Source organism: Clostridium sp. D5 (assembly GCF_000190355.1).
Lineage (GTDB): Bacteria > Bacillota > Clostridia > Lachnospirales > Lachnospiraceae > Faecalicatena > Faecalicatena fissicatena_A.
The window spans coordinates 183,296-206,808 of record NZ_GL870813.1 but is presented as its reverse complement, the minus strand read 5'-3'; the positions used below and the strand labels follow the sequence as shown (position 1 = coordinate 206,808).

22 protein-coding genes are annotated in these 23,513 nt (G+C 46.7%); 4 read left to right on the top strand and 18 right to left on the bottom strand.

Annotation, left to right across the window (positions count from 1 at the left end):
- Positions 1-47 precede the first annotated feature (47 nt).
- The 14 genes from HMPREF0240_RS12760 to HMPREF0240_RS12695 all read right to left on the bottom strand — a co-directional run bounded on the left by HMPREF0240_RS12760 (position 48) and on the right by HMPREF0240_RS12695 (position 14,374).
- On the bottom strand, positions 48-461 hold the full coding sequence (locus HMPREF0240_RS12760; protein ID WP_009003828.1) for an Rrf2 family transcriptional regulator: 414 nt from the start codon (positions 459-461) through the stop codon (positions 48-50).
- 101 nt (positions 462-562) lie between these two features.
- Positions 563-1,129, bottom strand: coding sequence for a class I SAM-dependent methyltransferase (locus HMPREF0240_RS12755; protein ID WP_009003827.1), 567 nt, complete (start codon positions 1,127-1,129; stop codon positions 563-565).
- Between the two features lie 24 nt (positions 1,130-1,153).
- Positions 1,154-1,696, bottom strand: a complete 543-nt coding sequence (locus HMPREF0240_RS12750) for a tetratricopeptide repeat protein (RefSeq protein ID WP_009003826.1) — start codon at positions 1,694-1,696, stop codon at positions 1,154-1,156.
- A gap of 11 nt (positions 1,697-1,707) precedes the next feature.
- Entirely contained in the window at positions 1,708-3,567 is a 1,860-nt protein-coding gene (locus tag HMPREF0240_RS12745) for a heavy metal translocating P-type ATPase (RefSeq protein ID WP_009003825.1), read from the bottom strand.
- A gap of 32 nt (positions 3,568-3,599) precedes the next feature.
- Positions 3,600-3,950 carry a metalloregulator ArsR/SmtB family transcription factor gene (locus HMPREF0240_RS12740; protein WP_009003824.1) on the bottom strand — a complete coding sequence of 117 codons (351 nt, stop codon included), beginning with the start codon at positions 3,948-3,950 and terminating at the stop codon, positions 3,600-3,602.
- A 196-nt stretch (positions 3,951-4,146) separates the two neighbouring features.
- Positions 4,147-6,522 (bottom strand): heavy metal translocating P-type ATPase, encoded by a 2,376-nt coding sequence (locus tag HMPREF0240_RS12735; protein WP_242833340.1) that lies wholly within the window; start codon positions 6,520-6,522, stop codon positions 4,147-4,149.
- A gap of 300 nt (positions 6,523-6,822) precedes the next feature.
- Positions 6,823-7,554 (bottom strand): GTP pyrophosphokinase family protein, encoded by a 732-nt coding sequence (locus HMPREF0240_RS12730; protein WP_035313353.1) that lies wholly within the window; start codon positions 7,552-7,554, stop codon positions 6,823-6,825.
- A 164-nt stretch (positions 7,555-7,718) separates the two neighbouring features.
- Positions 7,719-8,774 (bottom strand): PTS sugar transporter subunit IIC, encoded by a 1,056-nt coding sequence (locus HMPREF0240_RS12725; RefSeq protein ID WP_035313351.1) that lies wholly within the window; start codon positions 8,772-8,774, stop codon positions 7,719-7,721.
- A gap of 271 nt (positions 8,775-9,045) precedes the next feature.
- Positions 9,046-9,780 carry an amino acid ABC transporter ATP-binding protein gene (locus HMPREF0240_RS12720; RefSeq protein ID WP_242833339.1) on the bottom strand — a complete coding sequence of 245 codons (735 nt, stop codon included), beginning with the start codon at positions 9,778-9,780 and terminating at the stop codon, positions 9,046-9,048.
- 39 nt (positions 9,781-9,819) lie between these two features.
- A complete protein-coding gene (locus HMPREF0240_RS12715; RefSeq protein ID WP_035313347.1) occupies positions 9,820-10,485 on the bottom strand; it encodes an amino acid ABC transporter permease in 666 nt (221 codons plus the stop codon).
- A 12-nt stretch (positions 10,486-10,497) separates the two neighbouring features.
- Entirely contained in the window at positions 10,498-11,157 is a 660-nt protein-coding gene (locus HMPREF0240_RS12710; protein ID WP_050794540.1) for an amino acid ABC transporter permease, read from the bottom strand.
- 83 nt (positions 11,158-11,240) lie between these two features.
- Positions 11,241-12,107: a transporter substrate-binding domain-containing protein gene (locus HMPREF0240_RS12705; RefSeq protein WP_009003819.1), complete on the bottom strand. Its 867-nt coding sequence runs from the start codon at positions 12,105-12,107 to the stop codon at positions 11,241-11,243.
- Positions 12,108-12,151: 44 nt separating this feature from the next.
- A complete protein-coding gene (locus HMPREF0240_RS12700; protein WP_035313345.1) occupies positions 12,152-13,324 on the bottom strand; it encodes a Xaa-Pro peptidase family protein in 1,173 nt (390 codons plus the stop codon).
- A gap of 48 nt (positions 13,325-13,372) precedes the next feature.
- Positions 13,373-14,374, bottom strand: a complete 1,002-nt coding sequence (locus tag HMPREF0240_RS12695; RefSeq protein WP_009003817.1) for an asparaginase — start codon at positions 14,372-14,374, stop codon at positions 13,373-13,375.
- Positions 14,375-14,616: 242 nt separating this feature from the next.
- Here HMPREF0240_RS12695 and HMPREF0240_RS12690 point away from each other — a divergent pair, with 242 nt between their 5' ends.
- Positions 14,617-15,585 (top strand): AraC family transcriptional regulator, encoded by a 969-nt coding sequence (locus HMPREF0240_RS12690; protein WP_035313343.1) that lies wholly within the window; start codon positions 14,617-14,619, stop codon positions 15,583-15,585.
- A 243-nt stretch (positions 15,586-15,828) separates the two neighbouring features.
- On the opposite strand, the gene HMPREF0240_RS12685 is transcribed toward HMPREF0240_RS12690, so the two are convergent.
- Positions 15,829-16,773 carry an aminopeptidase gene (locus tag HMPREF0240_RS12685; protein WP_009003815.1) on the bottom strand — a complete coding sequence of 315 codons (945 nt, stop codon included), beginning with the start codon at positions 16,771-16,773 and terminating at the stop codon, positions 15,829-15,831.
- A gap of 42 nt (positions 16,774-16,815) precedes the next feature.
- Positions 16,816-17,760, bottom strand: coding sequence for a DUF1177 domain-containing protein (locus HMPREF0240_RS12680; RefSeq protein WP_009003814.1), 945 nt, complete (start codon positions 17,758-17,760; stop codon positions 16,816-16,818).
- A 97-nt stretch (positions 17,761-17,857) separates the two neighbouring features.
- Here HMPREF0240_RS12680 and HMPREF0240_RS12675 point away from each other — a divergent pair, with 97 nt between their 5' ends.
- Positions 17,858-19,009, top strand: a complete 1,152-nt coding sequence (locus HMPREF0240_RS12675) for a PucR family transcriptional regulator (protein WP_009003813.1) — start codon at positions 17,858-17,860, stop codon at positions 19,007-19,009.
- A 17-nt stretch (positions 19,010-19,026) separates the two neighbouring features.
- On the opposite strand, the gene HMPREF0240_RS12670 is transcribed toward HMPREF0240_RS12675, so the two are convergent.
- A complete protein-coding gene (locus tag HMPREF0240_RS12670) occupies positions 19,027-20,712 on the bottom strand; it encodes an OPT/YSL family transporter (RefSeq protein WP_035313341.1) in 1,686 nt (561 codons plus the stop codon).
- A gap of 375 nt (positions 20,713-21,087) precedes the next feature.
- Here HMPREF0240_RS12670 and HMPREF0240_RS12665 point away from each other — a divergent pair, with 375 nt between their 5' ends.
- A complete protein-coding gene (locus HMPREF0240_RS12665) occupies positions 21,088-22,143 on the top strand; it encodes a DUF917 family protein (RefSeq protein WP_009003811.1) in 1,056 nt (351 codons plus the stop codon).
- Positions 22,144-22,533: 390 nt separating this feature from the next.
- Here the strand turns inward: HMPREF0240_RS12665 and rd are convergent, their stop codons facing one another.
- Positions 22,534-22,695, bottom strand: a complete 162-nt coding sequence (rd, locus tag HMPREF0240_RS12660; RefSeq protein WP_009003810.1) for a rubredoxin — start codon at positions 22,693-22,695, stop codon at positions 22,534-22,536.
- A 192-nt stretch (positions 22,696-22,887) separates the two neighbouring features.
- On the opposite strand from rd, the gene HMPREF0240_RS12655 reads away from it, so the two are divergent.
- Positions 22,888-23,154 (top strand): hypothetical protein, encoded by a 267-nt coding sequence (locus tag HMPREF0240_RS12655; protein ID WP_009003809.1) that lies wholly within the window; start codon positions 22,888-22,890, stop codon positions 23,152-23,154.
- The last annotated feature ends 359 nt before the right edge of the window (positions 23,155-23,513 follow it).

Genomic DNA, 23,513 nt, shown 5'->3' with positions numbered 1-23,513 from the left:
CTCTGCAAAGGGGACTGACCCCTTTGCCTTTCATTTTCAGAATATTCTCAAATTTTGAAGATCTGCTTGTCCAGATCTGCTACTGTTATCTCGCGCAAACGCCTGCGGCACTGCTGATCCAAGTCATTATACACATCTTCCATGACTCCGGCCATTCCGGAAGCTATCAGACATTTCAACTCTGAACTGCCGCTTTTCCATCCGGATGATACAAAGGAAAATTCCAGCGCATCTGCAATTGTGCAGAGGTCTGTCTCCTCACTGTTCTTTACAAAAAGATATCCGCCTTCTATTCCCTCTTTTGTCTCCACCAGTCCGGCTTTTTTTAGTTTTACCATAATCTTGCGTATCCTTGCAGCATTTGTGCAAATATTCTCTGCCAGCCCTTCGCTGGAATATACGGTTCCTTTATGGTTTAAAAAGACAAGTGCATGCACTGCAATTGTAAATTCACTGGTCATGTTATTCTCTCCCTATCTCGCTATAAATTTCTTCTGATTTTCCTATTATAAATCTTTTTTCTGGATATTTCACCTGTTTTTATGCATAATTACGCGGTTTCTTAATTCAGCCTGACCAGAAAGACGGGAATCGGCGGGTCATTCTGACGATTGTAAAACTGATTTACTATGACGAGCCACTTCCTGGGATCCACAGCTTTCAAATAGGATAGAACTGCTTCTTTCTCTTCATATCCCGAGTCCCGTCCGCTGTAAATACACAGACTTATCACTCCATCCGGCTTCAGAAGTTTCATTCCTTCCTCGATCGCAAGGATACTGGTCTCTGCTTTTGTGGATATGTTGTGGTCTCCGCCCGGCAGATATCCAAAATTAAAAACGATGGCAGATACGTCTTCTTTCACGTATTCTCCCATCTTCTCATGACCGTCCTGTATCAGGCGGGCCCTGGATCCAAATCCCAGTTTCTCTATTCTCTCCGCCGTATGCGCTAATGCCTCCTGCTGGATGTCAAACGCATACACCTTTCCTGTGCTGCCTGCCAGCCGGCACAGAAACTCTGTATCGTTTCCATTACCGGCCGTAGCATCCACACAGACATCTCCCGGCTCAATATACATCTCCAGAAACCGGTGACAGTATTCTGTTATCTGATAACTATATTTCATACATTTCTCCTGTTGCCAAAAGGCTTATCTTGTGCTGAGAAAAGCAGCCTCCTTCTGTGCCTCTTCATCATCGGGATACTGGCTGACATATTCCTGTATCTTCGCCTTCGCACTCTCCCAGTCAAGAAGCTTTTCATAGCACACCACTTCGTTAAACTTCATCTCCTGCAGCACCTCAGTATAATCTGGATCATCCGAGCTGGCTGTTCCCTCTGCCAGTGCAATGCCCTCTTTAAATGCATCCAGTGCCCCCTGCACATCATCCAGATGCATGGAACAAATTCCTAATAGATTGTAAAGAACCGGCGTCGCTTTTCCTTCATTATCCAGCACCTGCAGAAATGCATCCCTGGCCTTCTCATAATCCCGCTGTTCATAGTAAACCATCCCGAGCCCTCTGTAGGCTTCAGCTGTATCTGTCTTTTCCTCTACTGCCTTTTCAAAAGAGCTGACAGCCTCTTCATACTTTTGCTCTTCTAAAAGCGCAGTACCTTCTGCCACATAATTTTTGCCGCAGCCCGTCAGCAGGATAACCGCCATCACGGCACATACAAAAACTTTTCTCATATCTGCTCCTTTTATTCCGGATACTTCAATACCCAGAAAGAATTCAATATATTAATTAACATTACTGCCATATCTGCAATAATAGCATTCTGCATCGTCACATAGCCAAGGGCTGCCAAGAATAAAAGAATCACCTTCATGCCTATGGCAAACACCAGATTCTGTTTTACCGCACGGATTGTTCCCCTGGAAATCTTAATCGCATTCACAATCCTGGATGGTTCATCTTCCATCAGTATAATGTCCGCGGCTTCCAGTGCGGCATCTGCTCCCAGACCGCCCATGGCAATCCCTATGTCTGCCAGTGCCAGTCCCGGCGCATCGTTAATCCCATCGCCGACAAATGCAAGCTTCTCCGATTCCATCTGGCTCTCCATGAACTCTTTCACCTGCTCCACCTTGTCCTCGGGCATCAGATTCGCATAGACATATTCAATGCCCAACTGTTTCGCAGCATCATCCGCCACTCTCTCATTATCTCCGGTAAGCATAACAGACTCGATCTGGTGCTTCTGCAGCCAGTGCACAGTCCACTTCGCATCCGGCCGGATCACATCCGCAATCAGAATATAACCTTCGTATTCTCCATCCACGGCCACATGGACAGCCGTACCAATCTCCTGTACCGGCTGGTAGAAAAATCCCTGCTGGTTCATATACTTGGAATTCCCGATATACACCTGTCTGCCGTCAATCTGAGCACAAACCCCAAACCCTGAGGACTCCTGAATAGACTCAACCCGGCTGCTGTCTATCGTCTTCCCGTAAGCAGCCCGCAGAGACACGGCGATCGGATGGTTGGAATAAGATTCCCCGTAGGCAGTAATCTCCAACAGTTCAGCCTCATCCATATGCTTCGGACAGATCTCCTTCACATGGAAAATACCTTCCGTTAGCGTACCCGTCTTATCAAAAACAAAAGTCTCAGTTTTAGAAAGCGCCTCCAGGTAATTGCTGCCCTTAATCAGCACGCCCTGACGTGATGCCGCGCCAATCCCTCCAAGAAATGCAAGAGGCACCGAAACAAGCAGACCGCAGGGACAGGCCGCAACCAGAAAAATGAGTCCCCGGTATAGCCAGGTCTCCTGGTCTGTTCCCTGCAGCATCATTGGCGGAAGAATCATAACAAGTATGCCGATCAGCGTAACCACCGGTGTATAAAAGCGGGTAAATTTGTCTGCAAAGCTCTCACTCCGCGCCTTATTATTGTTGGCATTCTCCACCAGTTCCAGAATCCTCGAAGCAGTGGAGTCCGCATAGACCTTAGATACCCTCGCTTCCAGCACTCCGCTGATATTAATACTGCCGCTGTAAAGCCTGTCACCAATCTTAACTTCCCTTGGTTCCGATTCGCCCGTCAAAGCCTTCGTATCCACCATACTCATGCCCTGAGTAATCACTGCATCCACCGGGATCCGTTCTCCCGGCCTGATCACTATAATATGTCTTAGCTGCAGTTCCCTGGGATGTACCTTTTCCTCACGCCCCCGTATCTTACGGTTTGCATATTCCGGCCGGATATCCATAAACTTGGCGATCGACTTCTTTGTCGTGGACAGTGAAATCACTTCCACCGTCTTGCCGAACTGAAAAAAAAGGATCGCACCGACAGCTTCCGTATATCTGCCGATTGCCAACGCACCCACTGTAGCAAGTATCATCAGCAGATTCTCATCAAAAATATGTAATTTTCTCACGTTCTTCAGAATGTTCCAGAATATTCCTAAAGACATTACCAGATATGGCAGTAAATACAAAAGCAATTTTGTCCTTTCTGTCATATCCCAGTGCCTGACTGAAAATAATGCATTGATATATAATAGCAGGCCGATTCCGATTTCAATGCATTTCTGCTTAACTTCCCTTGGCATTTTGGCCCCCTCGTTTTCCTTTCACCGTTATTTTATTCTCTGATATGTTCTAACCCCTGGTTCATAATAGTTTTAATATGACTGTCCGCAAGAGAATAGAACACTGTCTTTCCCTCTCTGCGGTTCGTAACCAGTTTCATCTGCTTCAGCACCCTGAGCTGATGTGATATCGCCGACTGTGTCATACCGAGTGACTGTGCAATATCACATACACACATCTCGGACTGCCACAGAACACATAAAATTTTAATTCTGGTGGAATCACCGCATACTTTGAAAAAGTCCGCCAGATCCTGAAGTTCCTCTGGTTCAGGCATATTCTCCCGAACCGTCTTTACAATATCTTCGTGTACATGCATGAAATCACAATGTTCTATTTCCATATACCGAATCTCCCTTCATGTGAACAACCGTTCAGGTATTATTATACGAAAAATATGCTTCGGGGTCAAGTAATCCATCTCGTCTGCCCCTCTATATCCTTCCCAGCTTTACTCTTTATTATAAAAAAGGAACGCCTTCGTAACAATCCGCGTCCCTTTTCTTATTTTTTATAATTAATCCTTACAACTGCTCCTGTTACACCTTTTTATAGAGTACCCTTACGGAATTCAGAATACACAGCATCGCCACTCCGGTATCCGCTAAAACTGCCATCCACATATTTGCAAGGCCGGCAAGCCCCAGAACCATAACCAGCATCTTTATCGCAAGTGCAAGAAATACATTCTGCCGGGCAATCACCGCTGTTGTCCTGGCAATTAGGAGAGACTGCGGGATTGCCTCCATAGAAGAAGTCATAAATACCACATCCGCCGCCTCAATCGCTGCATCCGCGCCGCTTCCCATAGCGGCACCCACATCGGCGCCTGCCAGAACCGGTGCATCATTGATTCCGTCCCCTACAAACATTACACTACCATGCTCTTCACGAATACGCTTTAACTCCTCCACCTTATTCTCCGGAAGCAGTTTTGCGTGGACTTCGTCTATACCAGTCTCTTTTCCTACAGTCTCGGCGCTTTTTCTTGCATCTCCTGTCAGCATCGCTGTGAGAATTCCCTGTCGTTTCAGGGCCGCCACTGCCGGCTTTGCATCACTCTTAATTGTATCTGCAATCACAAGCTGTCCGGCAAATTCCCCATTCAAAGCCAGCAGTACTTCTGTACCATAGGCGGCATCCACATAATTGCTCAGATCTACCTGATATGCTTCCAGAAGTTTTCTGTTACCGCACAGTACAATACCTTCCGTCACCCGAGCACGCACTCCTTTGCCAGAAATCTCTTCCACACTTGACGGACGCTGCAGTCTTAATTCCTTCTCTTTTGCAGCTGTTACAATACTCACAGCAATTGGGTGTGTTGATGTCATCTCACAGCTTCCCGCAAGAGAAAGGAGTTTTTCCGCGTCAAATCCGGCCGCCGGCACCACACTCTGAAGAACAAAATTACCTTCTGTAATCGTTCCCGTTTTATCCATAACAATGGCCTTCACGCCCTTCAGAGCCTCAATAGCAACTCCGCCCTTAAAAAGAATGCCCTTTTGGGAACCCGCACCGATTCCTGAAAAGAATGCCAGCGGAACACTGAGGACCAGAGCACAGGGACAGCTAATAACAAGAAATGTCAGGGCTGTATATACCCAGTAATTCCAGTCCCCCGTTATCAGAGAAGGAATCACTGCCGTAGCCGCCGCCAGGATTACTACAATCGGTGTATATACCCTGGAAAATCTGGTAATAAACCGGTCAATTTTCGGTTTGCTTGCCGCCGCATTTTCTACCGAATTCAGAATCCTGGTTACCATGGAGTCCCCTAAAACCTTATCCACTCGTATTTTCAAAAGCCCTGACGTATTCACGCAGCCGGATGTCACCGGATCTCCGGTTTTGACCGCTGCCGGTACGGGCTCTCCGGTTACCGGTGATGTGTCAATCCGGCTCTCGCCCTCTACAATGGTACCATCCAGCGGAATCCGGTCCCCGGGACGTACAAGAAGTATATCTCCTGTAATTGCATCCTCCGCAGGAATTACCAAAATCTCTTTTCCTTCAACTTTGTTGACAACTTCGGGCCTCATGTCTACTGCGTCCATGATCTGGCTTCGGCTTCTTGCAACAGCAATCTCTTCAAACAGTTCTCCCACGCGGTAGAAAAGCATGACGCCGACCGCTTCCGGATACTCGCTTATTACAAACGCTCCCAATGTTGCAATACTCATAAGAAAATTTTCATCAAATACATGCCCCTTACCCAGATTTCTTGCCGCTGTAAGAAGCACTCTCCTTCCAAGAGCGAGGTATCCGATTAAAAATAGAATCAATGAAAGGTTCCCGTTCACCTTTTCTGTTAGTATACCCCCTGCCAAAAGCACTGCCCCGATACCAATTTCCCAGAAATCCATCTTGTTTTCACTGAACTTTCCTTTAGATTCTGTTTGCCTACGGGCTGTTTTTCTCTCATCCTTAGAGACAGTAACTTCACTCTCTATGGATGAACATATTTTTTGAAGTAACGGCAGCAATTCTTCCTCCGTGTTAGCCACTACCTGAAGCTTCTTTGTAGCAAAAATAATATTTGCATAGTCGACCTGCGGAAGTTCCTGGATTTTTCGCTCCATCTTGGCAGCACAATTTGCACAGCCCAGGTTCTCCAGAATATAGACCTGCTTCTGAACATTGTCAAATGCATGATTTTCTTCCCGGTGCTCTACCGCCTCATGGCTGTGTCCGCTGCTGCTATGTTCCTGACCGCACCCGCAGTTCTCTCCGTGTTTATGATGGGGCTCCTCATGTCCATGATCGTCATGATGGCACCCGCAGTTTTCTTCATGTGCATGGTGATGTTCCCCATGGCCGTGTTCCCCATGGCCGTGTTCGCCATCGTGATCATGCCCGCAACCGCATGTCATCTCCTCTGGATAAATCTTTTTATTCAAAGCTTTTTGTGCCATACCCGTACCTCCAATAATTATAAAACATATGAATAGCTGTTCATATGTTCATCTAATCATATTGTGCACGATTTGTCAATAGTTATTTATTAAAAATCAGTTCCAATATCAGACTAAGCTATAGTTACAGCCTTAACTATAGTAAAAGCCAACATATGAACTCCCCTCAAAACGTCCTTCCCTGAGGGGTAACCGAACTGAATCGGTGATGTTCATTATGTTGGCTTTAAATCTTATTTAGAAGCTGCTGCGCTGCAATTCCATATACTGTTTCTATATCAGCGCTCTTAAGCCTCCTTATTACTTCCCTATAATTTCATTACTCTTATCACTTCGTCTGCCGCCAATGACATTTGCCGTAATATCATCGAGCCTCTCTTTTTCATCTGTAATACTCTCATCTACCAGGCATGCCTGTATCGCATCATTCAGAGAAAGCATCTTATCATCCAGCTCTGCAACCATCTGGGCACACTCCCTGAGTTCCCGGCTGATATAATCCGGCGCATTCCCTTCGAATTTATAATAAATCTTATGCTCCAGACTTGCCCAGAAATCCATGGCAATCGTCCGGATCTGAATCTCCACCTTAGTGTCCACTACACTGTCGGAAAGGAATATCGGAACCGAAACCAGCATATGATAGCTCTTATATCCGCTTTCCTTTGGATTTTTGATATAGTCTTTAATAGAAAGAACTTTCAGGTCGCTCTGATTTCCTATCATCTCACCAAGACGGTAAATATCTGATGTAAACGAACAGATCAGCCGAACACCCGCAATATCATTGATATACTTTACCATATTCTCAATGGATGTCTCATAGCCGTATCTCTTCAGCTTCTTTACAATACTTTCCGGCGTCTTAATACGTGTCTTTATATGCTCAATCGGATTATACTGGTGTACATGCTGAAATTCATCGTTCAGAATTTCCAGCTTTGTCCCAACTTCTTTCAGCGCAGCATTATATAAAAAAATAACCGTTTTCCAGCTATCTACATCTTCATAATTTTTGATAGCATCGTGCATCTGCAGTTCTCCTCTCAATTTGGAAAATCCCCCTTTCCCAATCTTTTTTATTATAGCATAAAACCTACTTTATGTCAGCCAGTTCATTATTTTTTAACAAATCTGGGAGGATTTGGAGGGGGACTCCAAGCGGGTGTGTAACAGCACGGGAGTCTTACTTGTTCCTACATTTGGAGTTTCATATCGCCGAACTTTATCCATTTTCTTTTCCGCATGAACTCTGATATTCCCAGTGTTACAAGGGCCGGGAGAAGAATCTGGATTACCAGAATTTTTATTAGTACCATCATTGGAGGCTCTGTCTGTGTCATGACCTGCCAGGTCATTATCTGTCCTACGAGACCGGCTGTGCCCATTCCGGAGCCGGTTGCATTGTTGGTCATATGAAGTACCATAGTACCCAGTGGTCCAAGCAGAGCACTGGACAGGATGGCGGGCAGCCAGATGATTGGCTTCCGGACAATATTAGGTACCTGCAGCATAGAGGTGCCGATCCCCTGTGCCAGCAGGCCGCCTATTTTATTTTCACGATAGCTTGCCACAGCAAAACCAACCATGTTGCAACAGCATCCTATGGTGGCAGCCCCGGCTGCAAGCCCAGAGAGATTCAGTATGATTCCCAGCGCCGCAGAACTGATCGGCAGGGTCAATATCATTCCCATCAGCACAGACACCACGATTCCCATTAAAAATGGCTGCTGCTCTGTTCCCCAGTTAATCAGGGAGCCAAGCCAGTTCATAAATCTTGATATTGGTGGGCCCAAAAGCAGTCCCACTGCCGAGCCTGTACCAATACAGATCAGTGGAGTCAGAATAATATCCAGTTTCGTCTTCCCGGAAATCAGAATTCCAAATTCAATCGCTATGTACGCCGCAACAAAAGCTCCTAAAGGTTCTCCCGGTCCTGCAAATACCATAGCCCCATCCTGAATCACCTGGCCCGCCAGTAATTTACCGGCAAAAGCGCCCACCATACCGGCCGTAGCCGCCGAAACCGTCACCAGCTGGCTGGCTTCCAGTTTCCGGGCCACGCCAACGCCAATCCCGGCCCCCGTCAAAGCTGCCGCTACTTTCCCGACTGCATAGACCAGACTACCGGCAGACCCGCCCATAAATGTCCCGACCTGCTGAATAATAGTACCAATAATTAACGTAGCAAAAAGCCCCTGCGCCATCCCGCTGAGCCCATCTATAAAGATCCTGTCAAGCAGCTTCTTCATACTAAAATCCCTCCTGCACATACACTTGTCTTGTCACTCCCCGCTATTCTATCATAAATCACCTCTCCCGTCCAGAACCTCTGCATAATACTCTCCGCACATAAAACTCCCTGACTTGTAGAATAATCCTGCCAGGTAAATGTTCCATCCGCCACATCACGTTAAGCCCAAAATAGGGCGGCCTATTTCTAAGCCCCCCTGTTAAACCGTACACCCCCTGTTAAGGTATGCCGCTTACCAATTACAATTTATTAATTACTGATGTTATTTATCACTCTCCAATAAACTGAAGGAATTTAGCGATCCGCCCATTTTCTTTCCTTACTACGGAAAAAAAGTTTTCTGCGGTTTCATCCGCAGCAGCAATTCCCTTATCCATGAAGATGATTCGGCTTGCTACATGTTTTGCGAACTGCATTTCGTGGGTTACACATAACATGCAGACGCCTTCCTCTGCAAGTGTCTCGAGTATTTTGAGGACTTCGCTCGTCATCTCCGGGTCCAGTGCGGATGTCACCTCATCCAGGAGAAGTGCCTTCGGGTTCATCATCAGCGCCCTTGCTATGGCAATCCTTTGCTGTTCTCCCCCGGAAAGTTCGTTGTGCATGGCATGTGCTTTTGATTCCAGGCCAACCTTTTTCAGATAAAGGTTCGCTTTCTCCTCTGCATCTTTTTTATTCATCTTCAGGAGCTTCACCGGGCTCATGGTCAGGTTCTGCATGACATTTAAGTGTGGAAACAGTACGGTTCTCTGAAAGACCATGCCGCAGTCCAGACGTATCTGACGCAAATTCTTTTTTTCTTTTACTGACAGCCCGTTTACTATGATATCCCCGCCATCAATCGTCTCTAAGCCGTTAATACATCTCAAAAGCGTGCTTTTTCCGGTGCCACTAGGACCGAGCAGAACGGTCACCCCCTCCTGGTTAAAATCCACGCTAAAATCCTTTAAGACGGTCAGGTCACCAAAACTTTTGGTAACGCTCTTTACTTCAATCATCGACATCTTTTCTGTCACCTCTCTTATCCTGTTCGCAATACTGCTCTAATAGTGGAACGATAGTTTCTTCTCCAGACTCTTTGCCAGTCTGGACAGCGGACTGGATATCACATAATAAATCAGAAATACAATCCCATAGATCAGGAACGGCTTTAATGTACGAAGAGCCAGATTCTGTCCCAATTTTGTCAGATCCATGATTCCTATCAGTGCAACCAGCGAGGAACACTGCAATTGTGATATATAAAGTGTAATGGCCTGAGGTACAAGAAGTCTCAGTGCCTGTCTGGATATTACATTTATAAAAGTCGATATTCTGCTGTGCCCCAAAGCCAGTCCTGCTTCCCACTGTCCTTCCGGAATGGCAGACACGCTGTTTTGTACTAAAACAGCCATAAAGGCCGCTGTATTCAAAGACAACGCCAGTATAGCGGCAGGAAACGGATCAAGCATGATTCCCCCGATCATCGGCAGACCATAAAAAATCAAAAACAGCTGTGTAACCAGAGGGGAATTCCGCAGGGGCTCAATCACGACCAGAGGCAGTACGTTTATTATTTTATTCTTGGAGCACCGGATTAGTCCAAGGATCACTCCCACGATGGTTCCGATCAGCAGGGACATTAATGTGATATATAGGGTAACTCCCGCAGCCCGAAGGAACTGCATGGCATCATTGCCGGTCAGATTTGCATAATCATAAAATGACATCTCAGTCCCTCCTTATAATATAATATGGATTTTTCTGTCGATGAACTTCGCAATAAACGAGATGATATATGTAAAAATGCAATAACAGAGTAATATCATCAGATAAATCTCGAAGGGTCTCGATGTCCTGCCAACAATGATTTTGGCCGCTCCCATAGTCTCCACTACCGTAATGGAGAAACAGACCGAAGAGGTCAGGACCAGGTTAATAAAGTTATTTACAAGTGACTTAAAGGCAAGCCGGAAAGATATCGGAAGCACAAAATACCACAGTGTCTGTATTTTTGTATACCCAAGTGCCTCGGAGCATTCATAATAATCTTTCTTAACAGCCAAAAGGCCCGCTCTGATAATTTCACAATTTTGGGCACTTGTGTTGATCCCCAGAGCAATAATGGCCGTAGCCATCGCATCCGTCTGGATTCCAAGAGCCGGAAGTCCATAGAAAAAGAAGAAGAGCTGAACCAGAAACGGAGTATTCCTGAGAATATCCACATAAACCGTTGCAGCCATGCGCAAAATACGGCTCTTTGATTGTTTGAGCAGTGCCATTACTGTTCCCAGCACGAGTCCGATCACTAGACACCAGGCCACAATTATTACGGTCATCTTCATCCCGTCCAGCAGCATATCCCCATATACATTGAGAAAATTAAAGTTTAATCGATACATTTTAAGCGCCCCCACCTCCTCATTCTATTGATACAGGGAAGCCCGCCACATACAGGTGGGCTTCTGCCTATATATCCTGTTTATTACCACAGATAATTTAACTCTGCCGGTTTGGTTCCCCACCACTTCTGATAAGTCTCAGACTGCCATCCGGAACTGATCTGCCATGATACGAACATATCCAGATAGCGGGCAAATTCAATATCCCCTTTCCTGCATGCCGCGCAGATAGGATCTGAAGTATACATCTTCTCCTGCGCTTCCAGCTTATCGTTCTGAGATGCTGCATATTCTACTACCGTATTATCTTCGAAAGCCGCATCCGCTTTCCCCTGTTCAACCTGCAGTACAGAATCCGTAAAGTTATCTACATAAAGTATGTTTGCATCCGGAGCGCTCTCCGTCACCAACGCCTCACCGGTAGACCCTCTGTTGACCGATACAGTCACATCCGGGCTGTTCAGATCTTCCAGTGTATGCAGGTCTGATCCTGCCGCTGTCAGCATCTTTATTCCTGCACGGAGATACGGGATTGAGAAATCGACAGACTGCGCACGTTCCAGATTGCCTGTCACATTTGCAAAGAGGACATCTACACGCCCGGATGTTAACGCCGGAAGCCGCGTTTCTGCATCCACATTTACAATTTCCACTTCAACCCCCAGAACCTCTCCAAGGCGGTTGGCCCAATCAACGTCATAACCCATTTCTTTTCCGCTGTCATCAGTAAAACCGATTGGCGCTCCATTTAAAGAACAGCCTACAACAATCTTCCCTTTTTCTAGGATAGAATCTAGGGTTGCGCTTCCGCTTCCTCCCTCTTCCCCGGCGCCCGCTGCATCACTGGATTTACTGGAATCTTTCTTAGGTGAGCTGCATCCGGCAGCCATACCTGCGATTAATCCAGTCGTTAACATCATTGCTATAACCTTTTTCATTCCCTTTCCCATAACTTCTCCTCCATTCTTTTACATCTCTGGTTTCACTGAATGATCTACTTTTTAATCCATTGAGGACTGTCAGTCAGCTTCCTGGCTCCCGTTTCCGTGATCAAATATCCATCTTCCATCCTCATTCCTGATATATCAGCCTCGAACAGCGGAATGTCAACCGAGATTACCATATCTTTCTCAATAACAGTACTGCTGGATGGTCCGAATATAGGTGGTTCAAACTCAATCACACCGACACTATGAAGCCCGGAGTACATAAAGTTTTTTTCATATCCCGCCTCCTTCATCACCTTTCTTCCCAACTCCTCCACACTGCTGCCAACATTTCCCGGAACCAGATTCTCTGCGCACAGATTTTGTGCTCTAATCATTGCCTTTACTGCTTCCTCAGCCTTTTCCCCCGGATTACCCACCAGAATCGTTCTCCCGCAGGCTCCATGATATCCTTCATACCTTGGGGCAAGCGTAATCACTACAATATCATTTTCTTCGATCATCCTTGTCGTCGTACGTGCAAGAACATGGACTGCATTGGGCCCTGATGAGACTATCGGGTCAATTCCATAACCCTCACAGCCTTTTTTCCGCATAACATACTCTGCTTCTGCTGCGATCTCCCTTTCTGTAATTCCCGGCCTCACTGCCGCAATCGCAGCGTGCATTCCTGCGTTAGCTATTTCGTAAGCCCTGCATAAGACAGCAATTTCACCCGGGGATTTTATGCCTCTTAAAGGTGCCAGAAACTGATCCGTATCCACCAGCTCTGCATACGGGTATGCCCGCAATAAAGCTTCATACAATTCAGCCCCCATATGTACCCTAGCTGACAATCCGATTCTTTTCGGCTCTCCTCCTGCATACTGCCGGATAATCTCTTTAAGAGATTCTACCTCTGAAAACGGGTAATCTTCATCTTCCGCCGCCAGTTCAGCTAACACCTTCACCTCCCTGACAACAGCTCTCTCCTTAGCATACCCGTCAGTCTCCGGCCCGGTTAAGATCACGGGCTCCCGGTCTGTCACAAACATGACCAGCACCGGCTCAAAATGTGTCTGAAGATCTGTATAATATCTTGCATATGCATTGCCATAGGTCGCTCTATCATCGCTGTATGCCAGAATGATATCCAGTTTCTGGTCCCGCATAACGGCCTGTACTTTTTCCCATCTCTGCGGGTACTCTGTCCTCGGAATCCTGATTAACTCGTCCTGCATGTTACATCTCCTTTTCATTTTTAATTCGTACTTATTTTACTGTATTTACTATTCAAATAACTTAAAAACCGCTTTTCGGTGCCCCACCATTTCCTTATTATCATTTACGATCGCTGCCGGGTATAGTTCTTTAAGCTTTCCCGCCACCTCCAGATTGTCATAACCAAGATCTTCAAACACCCTGATGACCGCGGCTGCAAATTCATCATGGCTGCCATCCATGATCTTTACAACGACTCCCACGCCAAGTGAACGGATCCCTATTGCATACACCCCCAGCGCACCGCTTTTTCCAAGCAGGTCACCACTGGATGCCAGGACCGAACATACAATGTCTTTTCCCGCAATCATATGCGGATATTTATGAATCATAGTTACGTTTTTGATCACAGCTGTCCGCAGTGCCGGATCCTGAATTAGTTCCGGACACACAAGCCGCAGATAGGATGTTGCTATAGAATGGAACGGCACGGCATATACAGGAACGCCGCAGCCATCGACGCCTGTCTTTACATCATCCGCCGCCACATCCGTCATCATGGCGATAATCCCCAGAATTTCCTGCTGCGTACGGCTGTCCCGCTTCCAATATCCGGATACCTCTTCTCCAAGCTCTCTCGCCAGCAGCATCATACCCAAATGTTTTCCGGAGCAGTTGTGATATACTTTCCGAGGCGGCATATGATTCTTAATCAGACGGTTCCGCTCTGAAATCCGGTTTGGATATGTTGGCAGCATAATCATCTGCTCTTCTTTCAGCCCGGTCTTCCGCATGATTGATTCCAATACTCTTACATGCTCTTCATCGCCCCAGTGGGATCCTGAGAACAGGGCCGTCTCTTCCTCCGTAAGGCCATACTTCAGATCCAGGCCATGAATCAATACCGGCAGAGACTGAATCGGCTTTGAAGCGCTCCTGTAATAACAGATCCAGCCCGGATCTCCCACTGCTGCCGCAATTCCGTCTTTGTTTACCACGCAGACAGTTCCGTGATGAACACATTCTAAAATATCCTCCCTGTATTCTTCAAAAAGTACTTTCGTATTCACTTTTCCCTCCTTTCGATATGTTTGATATTTCTTTTTTTATTTTTTAATATGATATCAAATAAAATTATGATACAATGGATAACACCAATAAATCCAATAAAAACTGTTAATTGTGCACAATATTCATCCTTATTTTCGGAATTCTCTATCCATTTCCTTTAATTATACTCGTATTGCCCGGGATGTCATTATTTTATCTTGTGCAAAAATGTCACTATCTTGGCTTGGAGGAGGAATTTCAAATGGTAAACAAGACAAATCAAAAGGCGCAGAATCTCGTAGACTTTCCGCAGTATCAGGATACTTTGGCTGAAACGCAGACCGGATCTGCCTTTATTCAGTACAATCTTGATGTCACACCCGATTCACAATGGTTCATCGCACACACAAACCCAAAGGTCAGGGCACGTCTGCCATACGTGCAGGAGGTAGGGGAATTCATAACGGGAAAAAATTACATGACAACCCGCCAGGGTTTACAGTCTTATCTCCTGAAAATCACGATGGATGGAAAAGGCTACATTAACTTTGACGGAAAACATTATACACTCTCCCCCGGGCAGTTTTTCTGGATTGACTGCCGCAAGCTGAACTATTACGCCATTGATCCGGACACCCCACACTGGAATGTGATCTGGATGCATTTCTGGGGAAACTCGACTCATGACTATTACGATAGTTTCATGGAACTGAATAACAACAGCCCCATTGGAACTATGAGAAACAACGATGCCATCCAGCATCTTCGGAAATTAATCGGATACTACAGCACAAATATTTACAATGATTACCGGATCGACATTAAAGCCGCCTCCATCATCACCACGTTGATGACCTGCTGCATGGAATCTGCCATACACGACAAAACGATGTTACTTAAGAAGCAGCCTCCCAAATTTGTTCCGCAGGCCCAGGAGTATATTACAGAACATTTTAACGACCGGATTACCTTGGACTCCCTTGCAGAAGAATTCTTCGTCAACAAATTTTATCTGCAGAAACAGTTCCGTCTCTATGTCGGAAGCACCCCTGGAGAATTCCAGCGCAGTATCCGGATCGATAAGGCCAAAGAGCTGCTGCGTGTCACCACAATGTCCATCAACGACATCTCGGAACACTTAGGCTTTGAAAGCGTCGGATATTTTATCCGCTGCTTTAAGAAAGAAGACGGTAAGACGCCTCTGCAATACCGGCGGGAGTGGGGTGTATAAAAAGAATCCACTATGAGCCTCCTGACATTTAAGTCGTAAACCAGTGGCTGCGCCCGCTGCCGCCAGCTGATAATCCGCTTTTGTTTCTGTCATCTGAAACGCCGCTCTCAAAAAAAGAGGCTGCCGCACTAAACAGTGCTTCAGCCTCTTTTCGATCTACAGGGTGGATAAGCCCACTTCAACTTCTCATTCCCCATGATATATATTTCCGCCTCGATGCCGCTTAACAGCTATATGCCCTGCCTAACGCAGGAACACACCTTTTTTCATTATTAGTTCATCATCCAGGTACAGATCCGGCTCCAATATAATCCCATCCATATGGCAGTCTGCCTTATTGGTTCCGCCAAATGAAGTATTACTGCCGAAAGCAATATGGACAGTTCCATACACTTTTTCATCCTCCAGAATATTTCCGCAGAGGATGGCCGCATGGTTTGTTCCAATCCCAAGTTCTGCTGTGATACCATTTTCAGGCTTTGCAAACAGAATCTGCAATTTACCGCCGTCCCCTTCCAGTGCCTTCAGCTGGCCATCTTCAATCGTTACAATCAGCGGTTTTTCAAGCACGCCCATCGCCTCCATAGAACCATCGATCACCATACTTCCATTTACACCGTTTTCAACCGGCGCAATATATGCCTCCCCGGAAGGAAGATTGCCCGCCTCCCCCTTATTTCGGTAAACCCCGGTACTGGGGACTCCATTCCTGCCCTTCAGGTTGAGTGTCAGAGCATGTCCTTCTTTTTCAATTCTGGCTGTGGATGCTTCGGTCAGCATTTGAGTGTACCGCAGGGTATCCGACTCTACTTTATGAAAATCCGCAGTCATAGCGCCTTTAGAAAACATCTCCCCGGTGATCCCGGGCATGGTGCCGATTCTGGCCCCTGTTTTGGCTGCATTGATTCTGGCATTCGTATGGGTCATCGAATGTTCTGTAATACAGATCACAACATCGGAGGCGCACATCGCTGCAGCTACGGCCGCAGGAGGCTCTTCCCCTGAAACAGTCCGGTTTTTCATACACATAAAAAGTGCTTCACAGTTCATATGCAGAGCAGTCTCATATACCTGAAATCCCAGTTCATATTTATCCTGATCCGCGATAACCAGCACCTGCTCTCCTTGTTTTACATCCATGCAGGCCCTCAGGAGATTTTCTGCACTTTCTCTTATATCAGTCTCCATTCTTGTTTCCTTCTTTCTTTATAGTCTCCGGGGCTTTGCCGTCTATTCCTGCTCTTCTCCCAGAGTCTGCAGTTTTTTCATGGAACCATATAATTTTTGAATCCTTGCAAATTCCTCTTCATCATAAAATCTGCACTGCCCTCTTCCAAAAACCTTGGCTGCTTCAATCACAAAGCGTGTTGTCATCTCTACATCTGCGCCATGTGTTGCGCCTGTACCGCACCCCGGTACCGCCGTCTCTGTTGTAATTGCAACTCCGACAACCGGAACATCGGTCGCCACAGCCGGCTGAAGCACACTGTTGAGATGATACAGATCATTTCCATAAGGAGTAATATCCTGCGTGGTAATTGGAAATACATAAGGAGCCTTCCCCGTAGTAATTTCCACAATATCCAGCAAATCCTCGCTGATTCTGAGGATATATCCCTCTTTAACAGTCGGCGATATTGCGAATCCCTTGTGGTTAATGACACGGTTTCCCTTTGTCGTATCGACCGTCAGAATCGCGTCCATATCTGCTGTAATCTCTTCCTCATTGCACTGCTGCATACTGACAGGGGAATCCATGAAATCCACCGGTTCGTGGGGCTCTGTCGGTGCATCCGCGCATACATGTGTCACAAGGACAACATCCCCCTCCAGAGTATCGCCTTTTTTCTGCATATCCAGAAGCTTCGCCGCCGCGGTAAGTACCGTCAGCGCCCCATCGCCGTCGGACACAAAACCGATCCGCTCGGGACGTGCACCAAGTCCGCCCAGCCTGCCGATGATTCCCAGCGTAGGTGCATCACCGCCGCTTCTTTTTCCATTACTTCCGTGCACACATACCTTTACTACATCTGTTTTTCCTTTATCCCCGTAAATCGGGTAAGCTTCCACATCCGCATCCTTCTGGATACTTCTCAGATATTCCTCCACTCTTTTGCCGTTGGCATTGATATCATCCAGGATATCATAGAGTTCCAGCATTTGTTTAAAAACCATTTTTTCATCCTCCCAATTTTTTATATCGTTTCTTCGCATTGATTTGTGAAATCTTCTGTTATATAATTTGTTAAAACACACCCGGAGGTCTTTCATTATGAGCGTTATTACTGTATCTGACGTTCTGCATCTGCCCTCCCTGTCCAGTGCCAGGGTCAAAGCCGGCATGGACGGGCTGGACAGACAGGTAGAATATGTCAGTGTTTTCGATAATTATATCAGCGAACTGGATTTCGAATCGCTTGACACCAAATCCAGAAATTCTTTTTTTCTGACTGCTTTCTATCATGGCAAAGACAATCCTCAGTATATCCTCTATGCCCTGAAGTATTTTCATTCGATCCATACCGCAGCACTCTGCATTATTGACGAAAATATGGACGAACTGCCTGAGGAAGCATATGCCTATGCTAATCAGTGCGGACTGCCCATACTTTTTATCGACAAGAATGTCCCGTATTCCATTATTATTTCCGAGATTACGGAACAGCTGCTCTTTTACAAAAATCTGAACAGCCAGGAGGAGATCCTTGCCCAACTGGCTGACAGGGAGCTTTCTGACAACAGAAAGGCTCTTCTAATCCAGCGGCTGAATCCCTATTTTGCAAAAAATGTGCTCTGTTTTTACTGCCGTGTAGAAGCAGGTACACCGCTTCCCCGCCCGGCACTGGCCGAAAAATTCAGCCGGGATGTCTTATTCTTTGCCGCTGGCTACCGCGGAGGCATTTTAATTATCCGTTCTTTTAAGGATAATTCAGCCCAAGCCATAGATAAATATATCTCCCAGACAGCGTCCGCCATTTTCGAGAGTTTTCCCGAATGTATGGCAGGCATCAGCTGCTGCTGCCCGCTTTACAGCCTCGGAGATGCTATTTCACAGGCATACCATGCAGCAGCATCCTGCCCGTATCAGCCAGGAAAAGTCGTGTACTTCCGGGCTCTAGGCGTTTTGCGCCTCTTTTTAAAACTTGAGGGCCACCCTGCCATAGACGAATTTTATCTGGAGACAGCGCAGCCCATTTTAGATTATGATGAAAAATACCACTCCCATCTGATGCATACCATCAACGATTTTATCGAGAACGATATGGACTATACTAAAACGAGCAAGGCGCTCTTTGTCCATGAGAACACCATACGCTATCGGATCAACAAAGTAAAAAATATGATTCCCTACGGGCAGAGCGATACCGACTTTCTCCAGACACTTTACATACTGTATATCATCCGCAAATTAAAGGATTACTGATGTATGCTCCCGTTTGGTTACTTGGATTTAAATGCCCCCAGCATGGAGTTGGCAAAATCATGCAGCGCACATCCGACCAGCGAACCTGCACCAAGGATCATCAGAATATCATCATTCTTAGGATTCTTCTTAATAACAATAACACGGATAATCGTAGCAATGATAACGGTAAGTCCATATATCGTTCCGCCTACCAGTATACCGGTAGCAAACAGGATTCCAACCTGGTGATTTCCGCCGGCGATCTGGATGACGGCACCCGGAATCGCCCAGATAGCAAGCCATTTCAGTACCTCTACAGAAGAACCTGCTTCAATTGTAGAAGCATATGTAGCATTAATCGGCGGGAACAGCCCCTGTGAGAAGTAGGTTTTTGCAAATATCGCTACAATGACAAATGCAACCGCAAAACCCAGCAGCTCGGAAAAATACTGCTGTTTCCTGCCTTCCTTCTCCAGCTCAGGATTCTTTCCGCTTCCTCTCAGTATATAGCCGGCCTTCAGGTCATTTCCCATATCAGAGAAACACGGTCCGGTGGCAGCCGTAAATCCGGCCAGTACAGCCAGCGGAAGCTTTGGAAATCCGATCAGCATACCCAGAATCAAAAAGATGAGTGCCGTGGCAAATCCGGGGAACCACCCGGAATACATTGCAGATACCCCGACGATCAGCTCGGATACGAGAGCCGCTACTGCTGCGAATATGATCCATAAGATAAACATACCGGGCTTCATCTCATACCACAGTCCCGATACAATTGCCAGTCCCAGGGCAATCACCAGGTATGCAATAAATCCTTTTCCAAGAGCACTGCGCATATCTTTGATAGAGGTTCCAAACTGTGATGCCGCCGAATTATCTTTATCTGCTTTCTTAAACAGCATTCTGCCGCACTGAATCAAAGATATGATTCCGGCACCGATCATAATACCATGTCCCATATAATTCAGAGCCACATGATCGGCTGAGACAAATCCCTTGCCAAAAATGTCCTGGGCAATGATAAATTCATGTCCAAATACAGTAAATGCAAACGCATTGCTTTCTATGATTCCCACAATCAGGGCGCCTACCCCAAACGCTCCGATCGCCAGTACGCTTCCCACCCATGCAACACCAAACAAATCCATGGGAATCCCGGCCATGGCTCCTGCCCATCCGGCAACAGCGCCGACCACAAGCAGTCCGGCACGTTTCCCTTTTTTGACAGTTGCAAGAATTGTCTCCGCAGTAGCAATTCCGGGCGGCCACGGTGCGTCAGCCGGAAACATCGGGGATCCGAATGATTTATACAAAATTGTAGCATCTACAATTGTAGCAAGCGTTACTCCGATCAGCATAGGATACATAAATTCAGTATATCCCATGATATAAGGAACACCGATGGTCAGCAGCATACAGTTTGCCGCTGAAAATGTTGCACCCGATGTAGAAGTCTGCACCAGGTTCTGGCAGTGGATATTTTTAAACCTCTTCAAAAACCGGATCGGGATCTGGCTGATTAAAACTGCAAGCAGCGCTCCCACCACCGATGTATCCGGAGCCACCCCCGTATGTGTCAGAACCTGCATTCCTACAATAGCACCCAGCACACTGGCTATTACGGCTATAATAAAAATGCCTGGATCCATTAATTTTGGCATTTCTTTGGAATACTCTTCCAGCAGCTCTTCGGAACTTCCATTTTCTCTGTTGTCACTCATTGTTCTCTCCTTTCCCTTTTGCACGAATTACACAGTTTCCTGCATAAACATAGTAATAATTATACATATTTTTTAATTTTTATGCTTTGTTGATTTCTACAATAATTTTATATCTATTTTTGTAGGATTCAGGAATTGACGATTTTTTTATACCGCTTATGATGTACTTATACCCAAAGGGCACCCCGTAACTCATGCCCTTCGGGCGGGTCTGCAGCAAAGCTGCAGATTAAGGTATACCCAAAGGGCACCCCGTAACTCATGCCCTTCGGGCGGGTCTGCAGCAAAGCTGCAGATTAAGGTATACCCAAAGGACACCCCGTAATACATGCCCTGGATATAGCTTTAATACTAACAGAATAAAGGAGAAAACCTATGATATTTGACAAAGAATCTATAAAAGATCTGCTGATCGGCAGCCTTCTGCTCGGAGGCGGCGGAGGCGGCTGTCCCAAAGAGGGCGAGGAACGTGCGCTTTCCGCTCTGAAGCTCGGAAATGTAGAACTGATAACCATTGAAGAATTAAAAAAGCGAAACAATGAGGGCTGTATAGTAACCATTTCCGGCGTAGGCTCCCCCGCTTCTGACACTGCATATTATTCAGACGATGTATATCCCAGAATTCTGGAGCTCCTCGGCAGCCGGTCAGACACGCCAATTGCAGGGTTTATCTCCTGTGAGCTGGGAGCTTCCTCCTCCTTCGAACCCTTTATCCCCGCCGCACTTTCGGGTCTTCCCATCATTGACGCCCCCTGTGACGGCCGCGCACATCCACTTGGAATCATGGGTTCCCTGGGTCTGGAAAGTTCCGGCCTGCCCGTCATCCAGGCCGCTGCCGGAGGAAGACCAGAAGATCAGACCTACACAGAATTAACCGTAAAAGGTTCTGTAGAAATTACAGCCGCCCTGGTCCGAAATGCCGCCCATCTGGCAGGAGGCGCTGTCGCTGTAGCGCGCAATCCTGTTTCCGTCCCCTACCTGGAAACCCACGCCGCAGCCGGTGCGTATGCCCAGGCACTGCAGCTCGGCCACGCCTACCGCACCGCAGCCACCCCCGCCCAGTCCATAGAGGCTGCCCTGGAGCAATTAAACGGCAGAATCCTCTGTACCGGAACCGTAGAAAACTGTACCCTGGAAACCCGCAACGCCCTGGATTACGGAACCTTTCAGATTTCTACTCCCGCGTCCCCATGCAGAATCGGTTTCTGTAACGAATACATGTACGCTGCCATCGGTGAAGAACGCCTTGCCACTTTCCCCGATCTAATCACAACAATCGAAACCAAAACCAGCAGAATCATCGCGTCCGCAGATATAAAAAGCGGTATGGAAATCACCGTAATCAGCGCCCCCAAAAGCCAAATAAAACTAGGTGCCGGCCTCCTCAACCCAGAAAACTACAGGATTTTAGAAGAGGAATCTTGCATATAGAAAAGTTCATTATACATAATTGAATTATTCCTCCCCTTTTTGCCCCCTCCCAAGAAGCATCCCTCTGCCGCCGGCCGCAGCGCAGCCTGAGAGAAGCGGGATGTTTTGATGCTGTCCGGGGAGGCTTATGCTGATTTTGGAAGCCTCTAGCGTGCTGTAGAAGCACTAACTGCGAAAAAGCCGCATCTTATGGGGGAAAATTGATTCCGAATCAATTTTCCAGGGCGTCTGAGCTTAGAAAGCATCGGCTTTCTAAGTGAATACGCCCGGTCCCATAAGATGCGGCTTTTTCGCAGTTAGTGCTTCTAAGCTAAGCGGCCGGTTTCCAAAATCAGCATAAGCCTCCCCGGACAGCATCAAAACATCCCGCTTCTCTCAGGCGACCCTTTTCTAAGCCTCTTCCACAAAGACATCTTTGCCGAGTCCGCACACAGGGCACACCCAGTCATCGGGCAGATCTTCAAAAGCTGTTCCGGCCTCAATCCCGCTATCGGGATCTCCCTCCTCCGGATCATAAACATAGCCGCATGGTTCACATACATATCTTTTCATCTGAAATTCCTCCTGTCTTTAACATTACAGTATATTGATACCTATATAAGTATTTTCTTCCAGCACCACTTTTATACCCAAATTCATCCCGGTTTCCAAAAACCCCCGCAAAATAATTTAAAATCTCAACATTTACATCCCCACTCTCAAATGCTATACTAATAATTATCCAAAAAAGAAAGAGGTCATACTATGTTCCGTCTATGGGGAAAAGAAATTAAAAACAACAAACTACTCCGCGACACTGTCATCTGCGACGAGACAGAAGACACCCGCACCCACAAAATCTTCAACGCACTCGATGCCATCTGCTACGAATTCGACCTTAGCAAACCCATCTGGCTGGACACCACAATAGCCGAATTCAAACGCCACGCCAAAGCCCGTTTCTACCAGGACAACTTCGTAGATTCCATAGATTTCGACTACCTCGAAATCCAGATCCTCGAAGAAGACTAACAGCTCTGATCATTTCCGTGCCCGTCAAACCCACCACCCCCTCGCTACTCCACACTAATCTCCGCCTCTCTAATATCATCTAAAGCGGACATCCCTACAAAAAACACCCCTTCCAAATCCGCTCACCTAAAAAGAATCCCATCCGCCTCCCCCCGTTCTCCCGCCAGGAAGCACCCAGCTGTATTGCCCCGCCAGGCGGCAGACGCCGCGGGAAACGGACATAAGAGGTTCTGGAAACAGGAGCGGCTGTAAGCAGGAGTAAAGGAAAAAAGAAGGAAAACCGGGGTAAAACTTGTAATTCCGAATTACAAGTTTTCCTGGCCCCAGCGCGTGAAGCCATCAAGGCTTCACGTGATGTG

Coding starts and splice junctions, on each gene's coding strand:
- HMPREF0240_RS12760 (WP_009003828.1), bottom strand. CDS start 461: ATGACCAGTGAATTTACAATTGCAGTGCATGCACTTGTCTTTTTAAAC.
- HMPREF0240_RS12755 (WP_009003827.1), bottom strand. CDS start 1,129: ATGAAATATAGTTATCAGATAACAGAATACTGTCACCGGTTTCTGGAG.
- HMPREF0240_RS12750 (WP_009003826.1), bottom strand. CDS start 1,696: ATGAGAAAAGTTTTTGTATGTGCCGTGATGGCGGTTATCCTGCTGACG.
- HMPREF0240_RS12745 (WP_009003825.1), bottom strand. CDS start 3,567: ATGCCAAGGGAAGTTAAGCAGAAATGCATTGAAATCGGAATCGGCCTG.
- HMPREF0240_RS12740 (WP_009003824.1), bottom strand. CDS start 3,950: ATGGAAATAGAACATTGTGATTTCATGCATGTACACGAAGATATTGTA.
- HMPREF0240_RS12735 (WP_242833340.1), bottom strand. CDS start 6,522: ATGGCACAAAAAGCTTTGAATAAAAAGATTTATCCAGAGGAGATGACA.
- HMPREF0240_RS12730 (WP_035313353.1), bottom strand. CDS start 7,554: ATGCACGATGCTATCAAAAATTATGAAGATGTAGATAGCTGGAAAACG.
- HMPREF0240_RS12725 (WP_035313351.1), bottom strand. CDS start 8,774: ATGAAGAAGCTGCTTGACAGGATCTTTATAGATGGGCTCAGCGGGATG.
- HMPREF0240_RS12720 (WP_242833339.1), bottom strand. CDS start 9,780: ATGTCGATGATTGAAGTAAAGAGCGTTACCAAAAGTTTTGGTGACCTG.
- HMPREF0240_RS12715 (WP_035313347.1), bottom strand. CDS start 10,485: ATGTCATTTTATGATTATGCAAATCTGACCGGCAATGATGCCATGCAG.
- HMPREF0240_RS12710 (WP_050794540.1), bottom strand. CDS start 11,157: ATGTATCGATTAAACTTTAATTTTCTCAATGTATATGGGGATATGCTG.
- HMPREF0240_RS12705 (WP_009003819.1), bottom strand. CDS start 12,107: ATGGGAAAGGGAATGAAAAAGGTTATAGCAATGATGTTAACGACTGGA.
- HMPREF0240_RS12700 (WP_035313345.1), bottom strand. CDS start 13,324: ATGCAGGACGAGTTAATCAGGATTCCGAGGACAGAGTACCCGCAGAGA.
- HMPREF0240_RS12690 (WP_035313343.1), top strand. CDS start 14,617: ATGGTAAACAAGACAAATCAAAAGGCGCAGAATCTCGTAGACTTTCCG.
- HMPREF0240_RS12685 (WP_009003815.1), bottom strand. CDS start 16,773: ATGGAGACTGATATAAGAGAAAGTGCAGAAAATCTCCTGAGGGCCTGC.
- HMPREF0240_RS12680 (WP_009003814.1), bottom strand. CDS start 17,760: ATGGTTTTTAAACAAATGCTGGAACTCTATGATATCCTGGATGATATC.
- HMPREF0240_RS12675 (WP_009003813.1), top strand. CDS start 17,858: ATGAGCGTTATTACTGTATCTGACGTTCTGCATCTGCCCTCCCTGTCC.
- HMPREF0240_RS12670 (WP_035313341.1), bottom strand. CDS start 20,712: ATGAGTGACAACAGAGAAAATGGAAGTTCCGAAGAGCTGCTGGAAGAG.
- HMPREF0240_RS12665 (WP_009003811.1), top strand. CDS start 21,088: ATGATATTTGACAAAGAATCTATAAAAGATCTGCTGATCGGCAGCCTT.
- rd (WP_009003810.1), bottom strand. CDS start 22,695: ATGAAAAGATATGTATGTGAACCATGCGGCTATGTTTATGATCCGGAG.
- HMPREF0240_RS12655 (WP_009003809.1), top strand. CDS start 22,888: ATGTTCCGTCTATGGGGAAAAGAAATTAAAAACAACAAACTACTCCGC.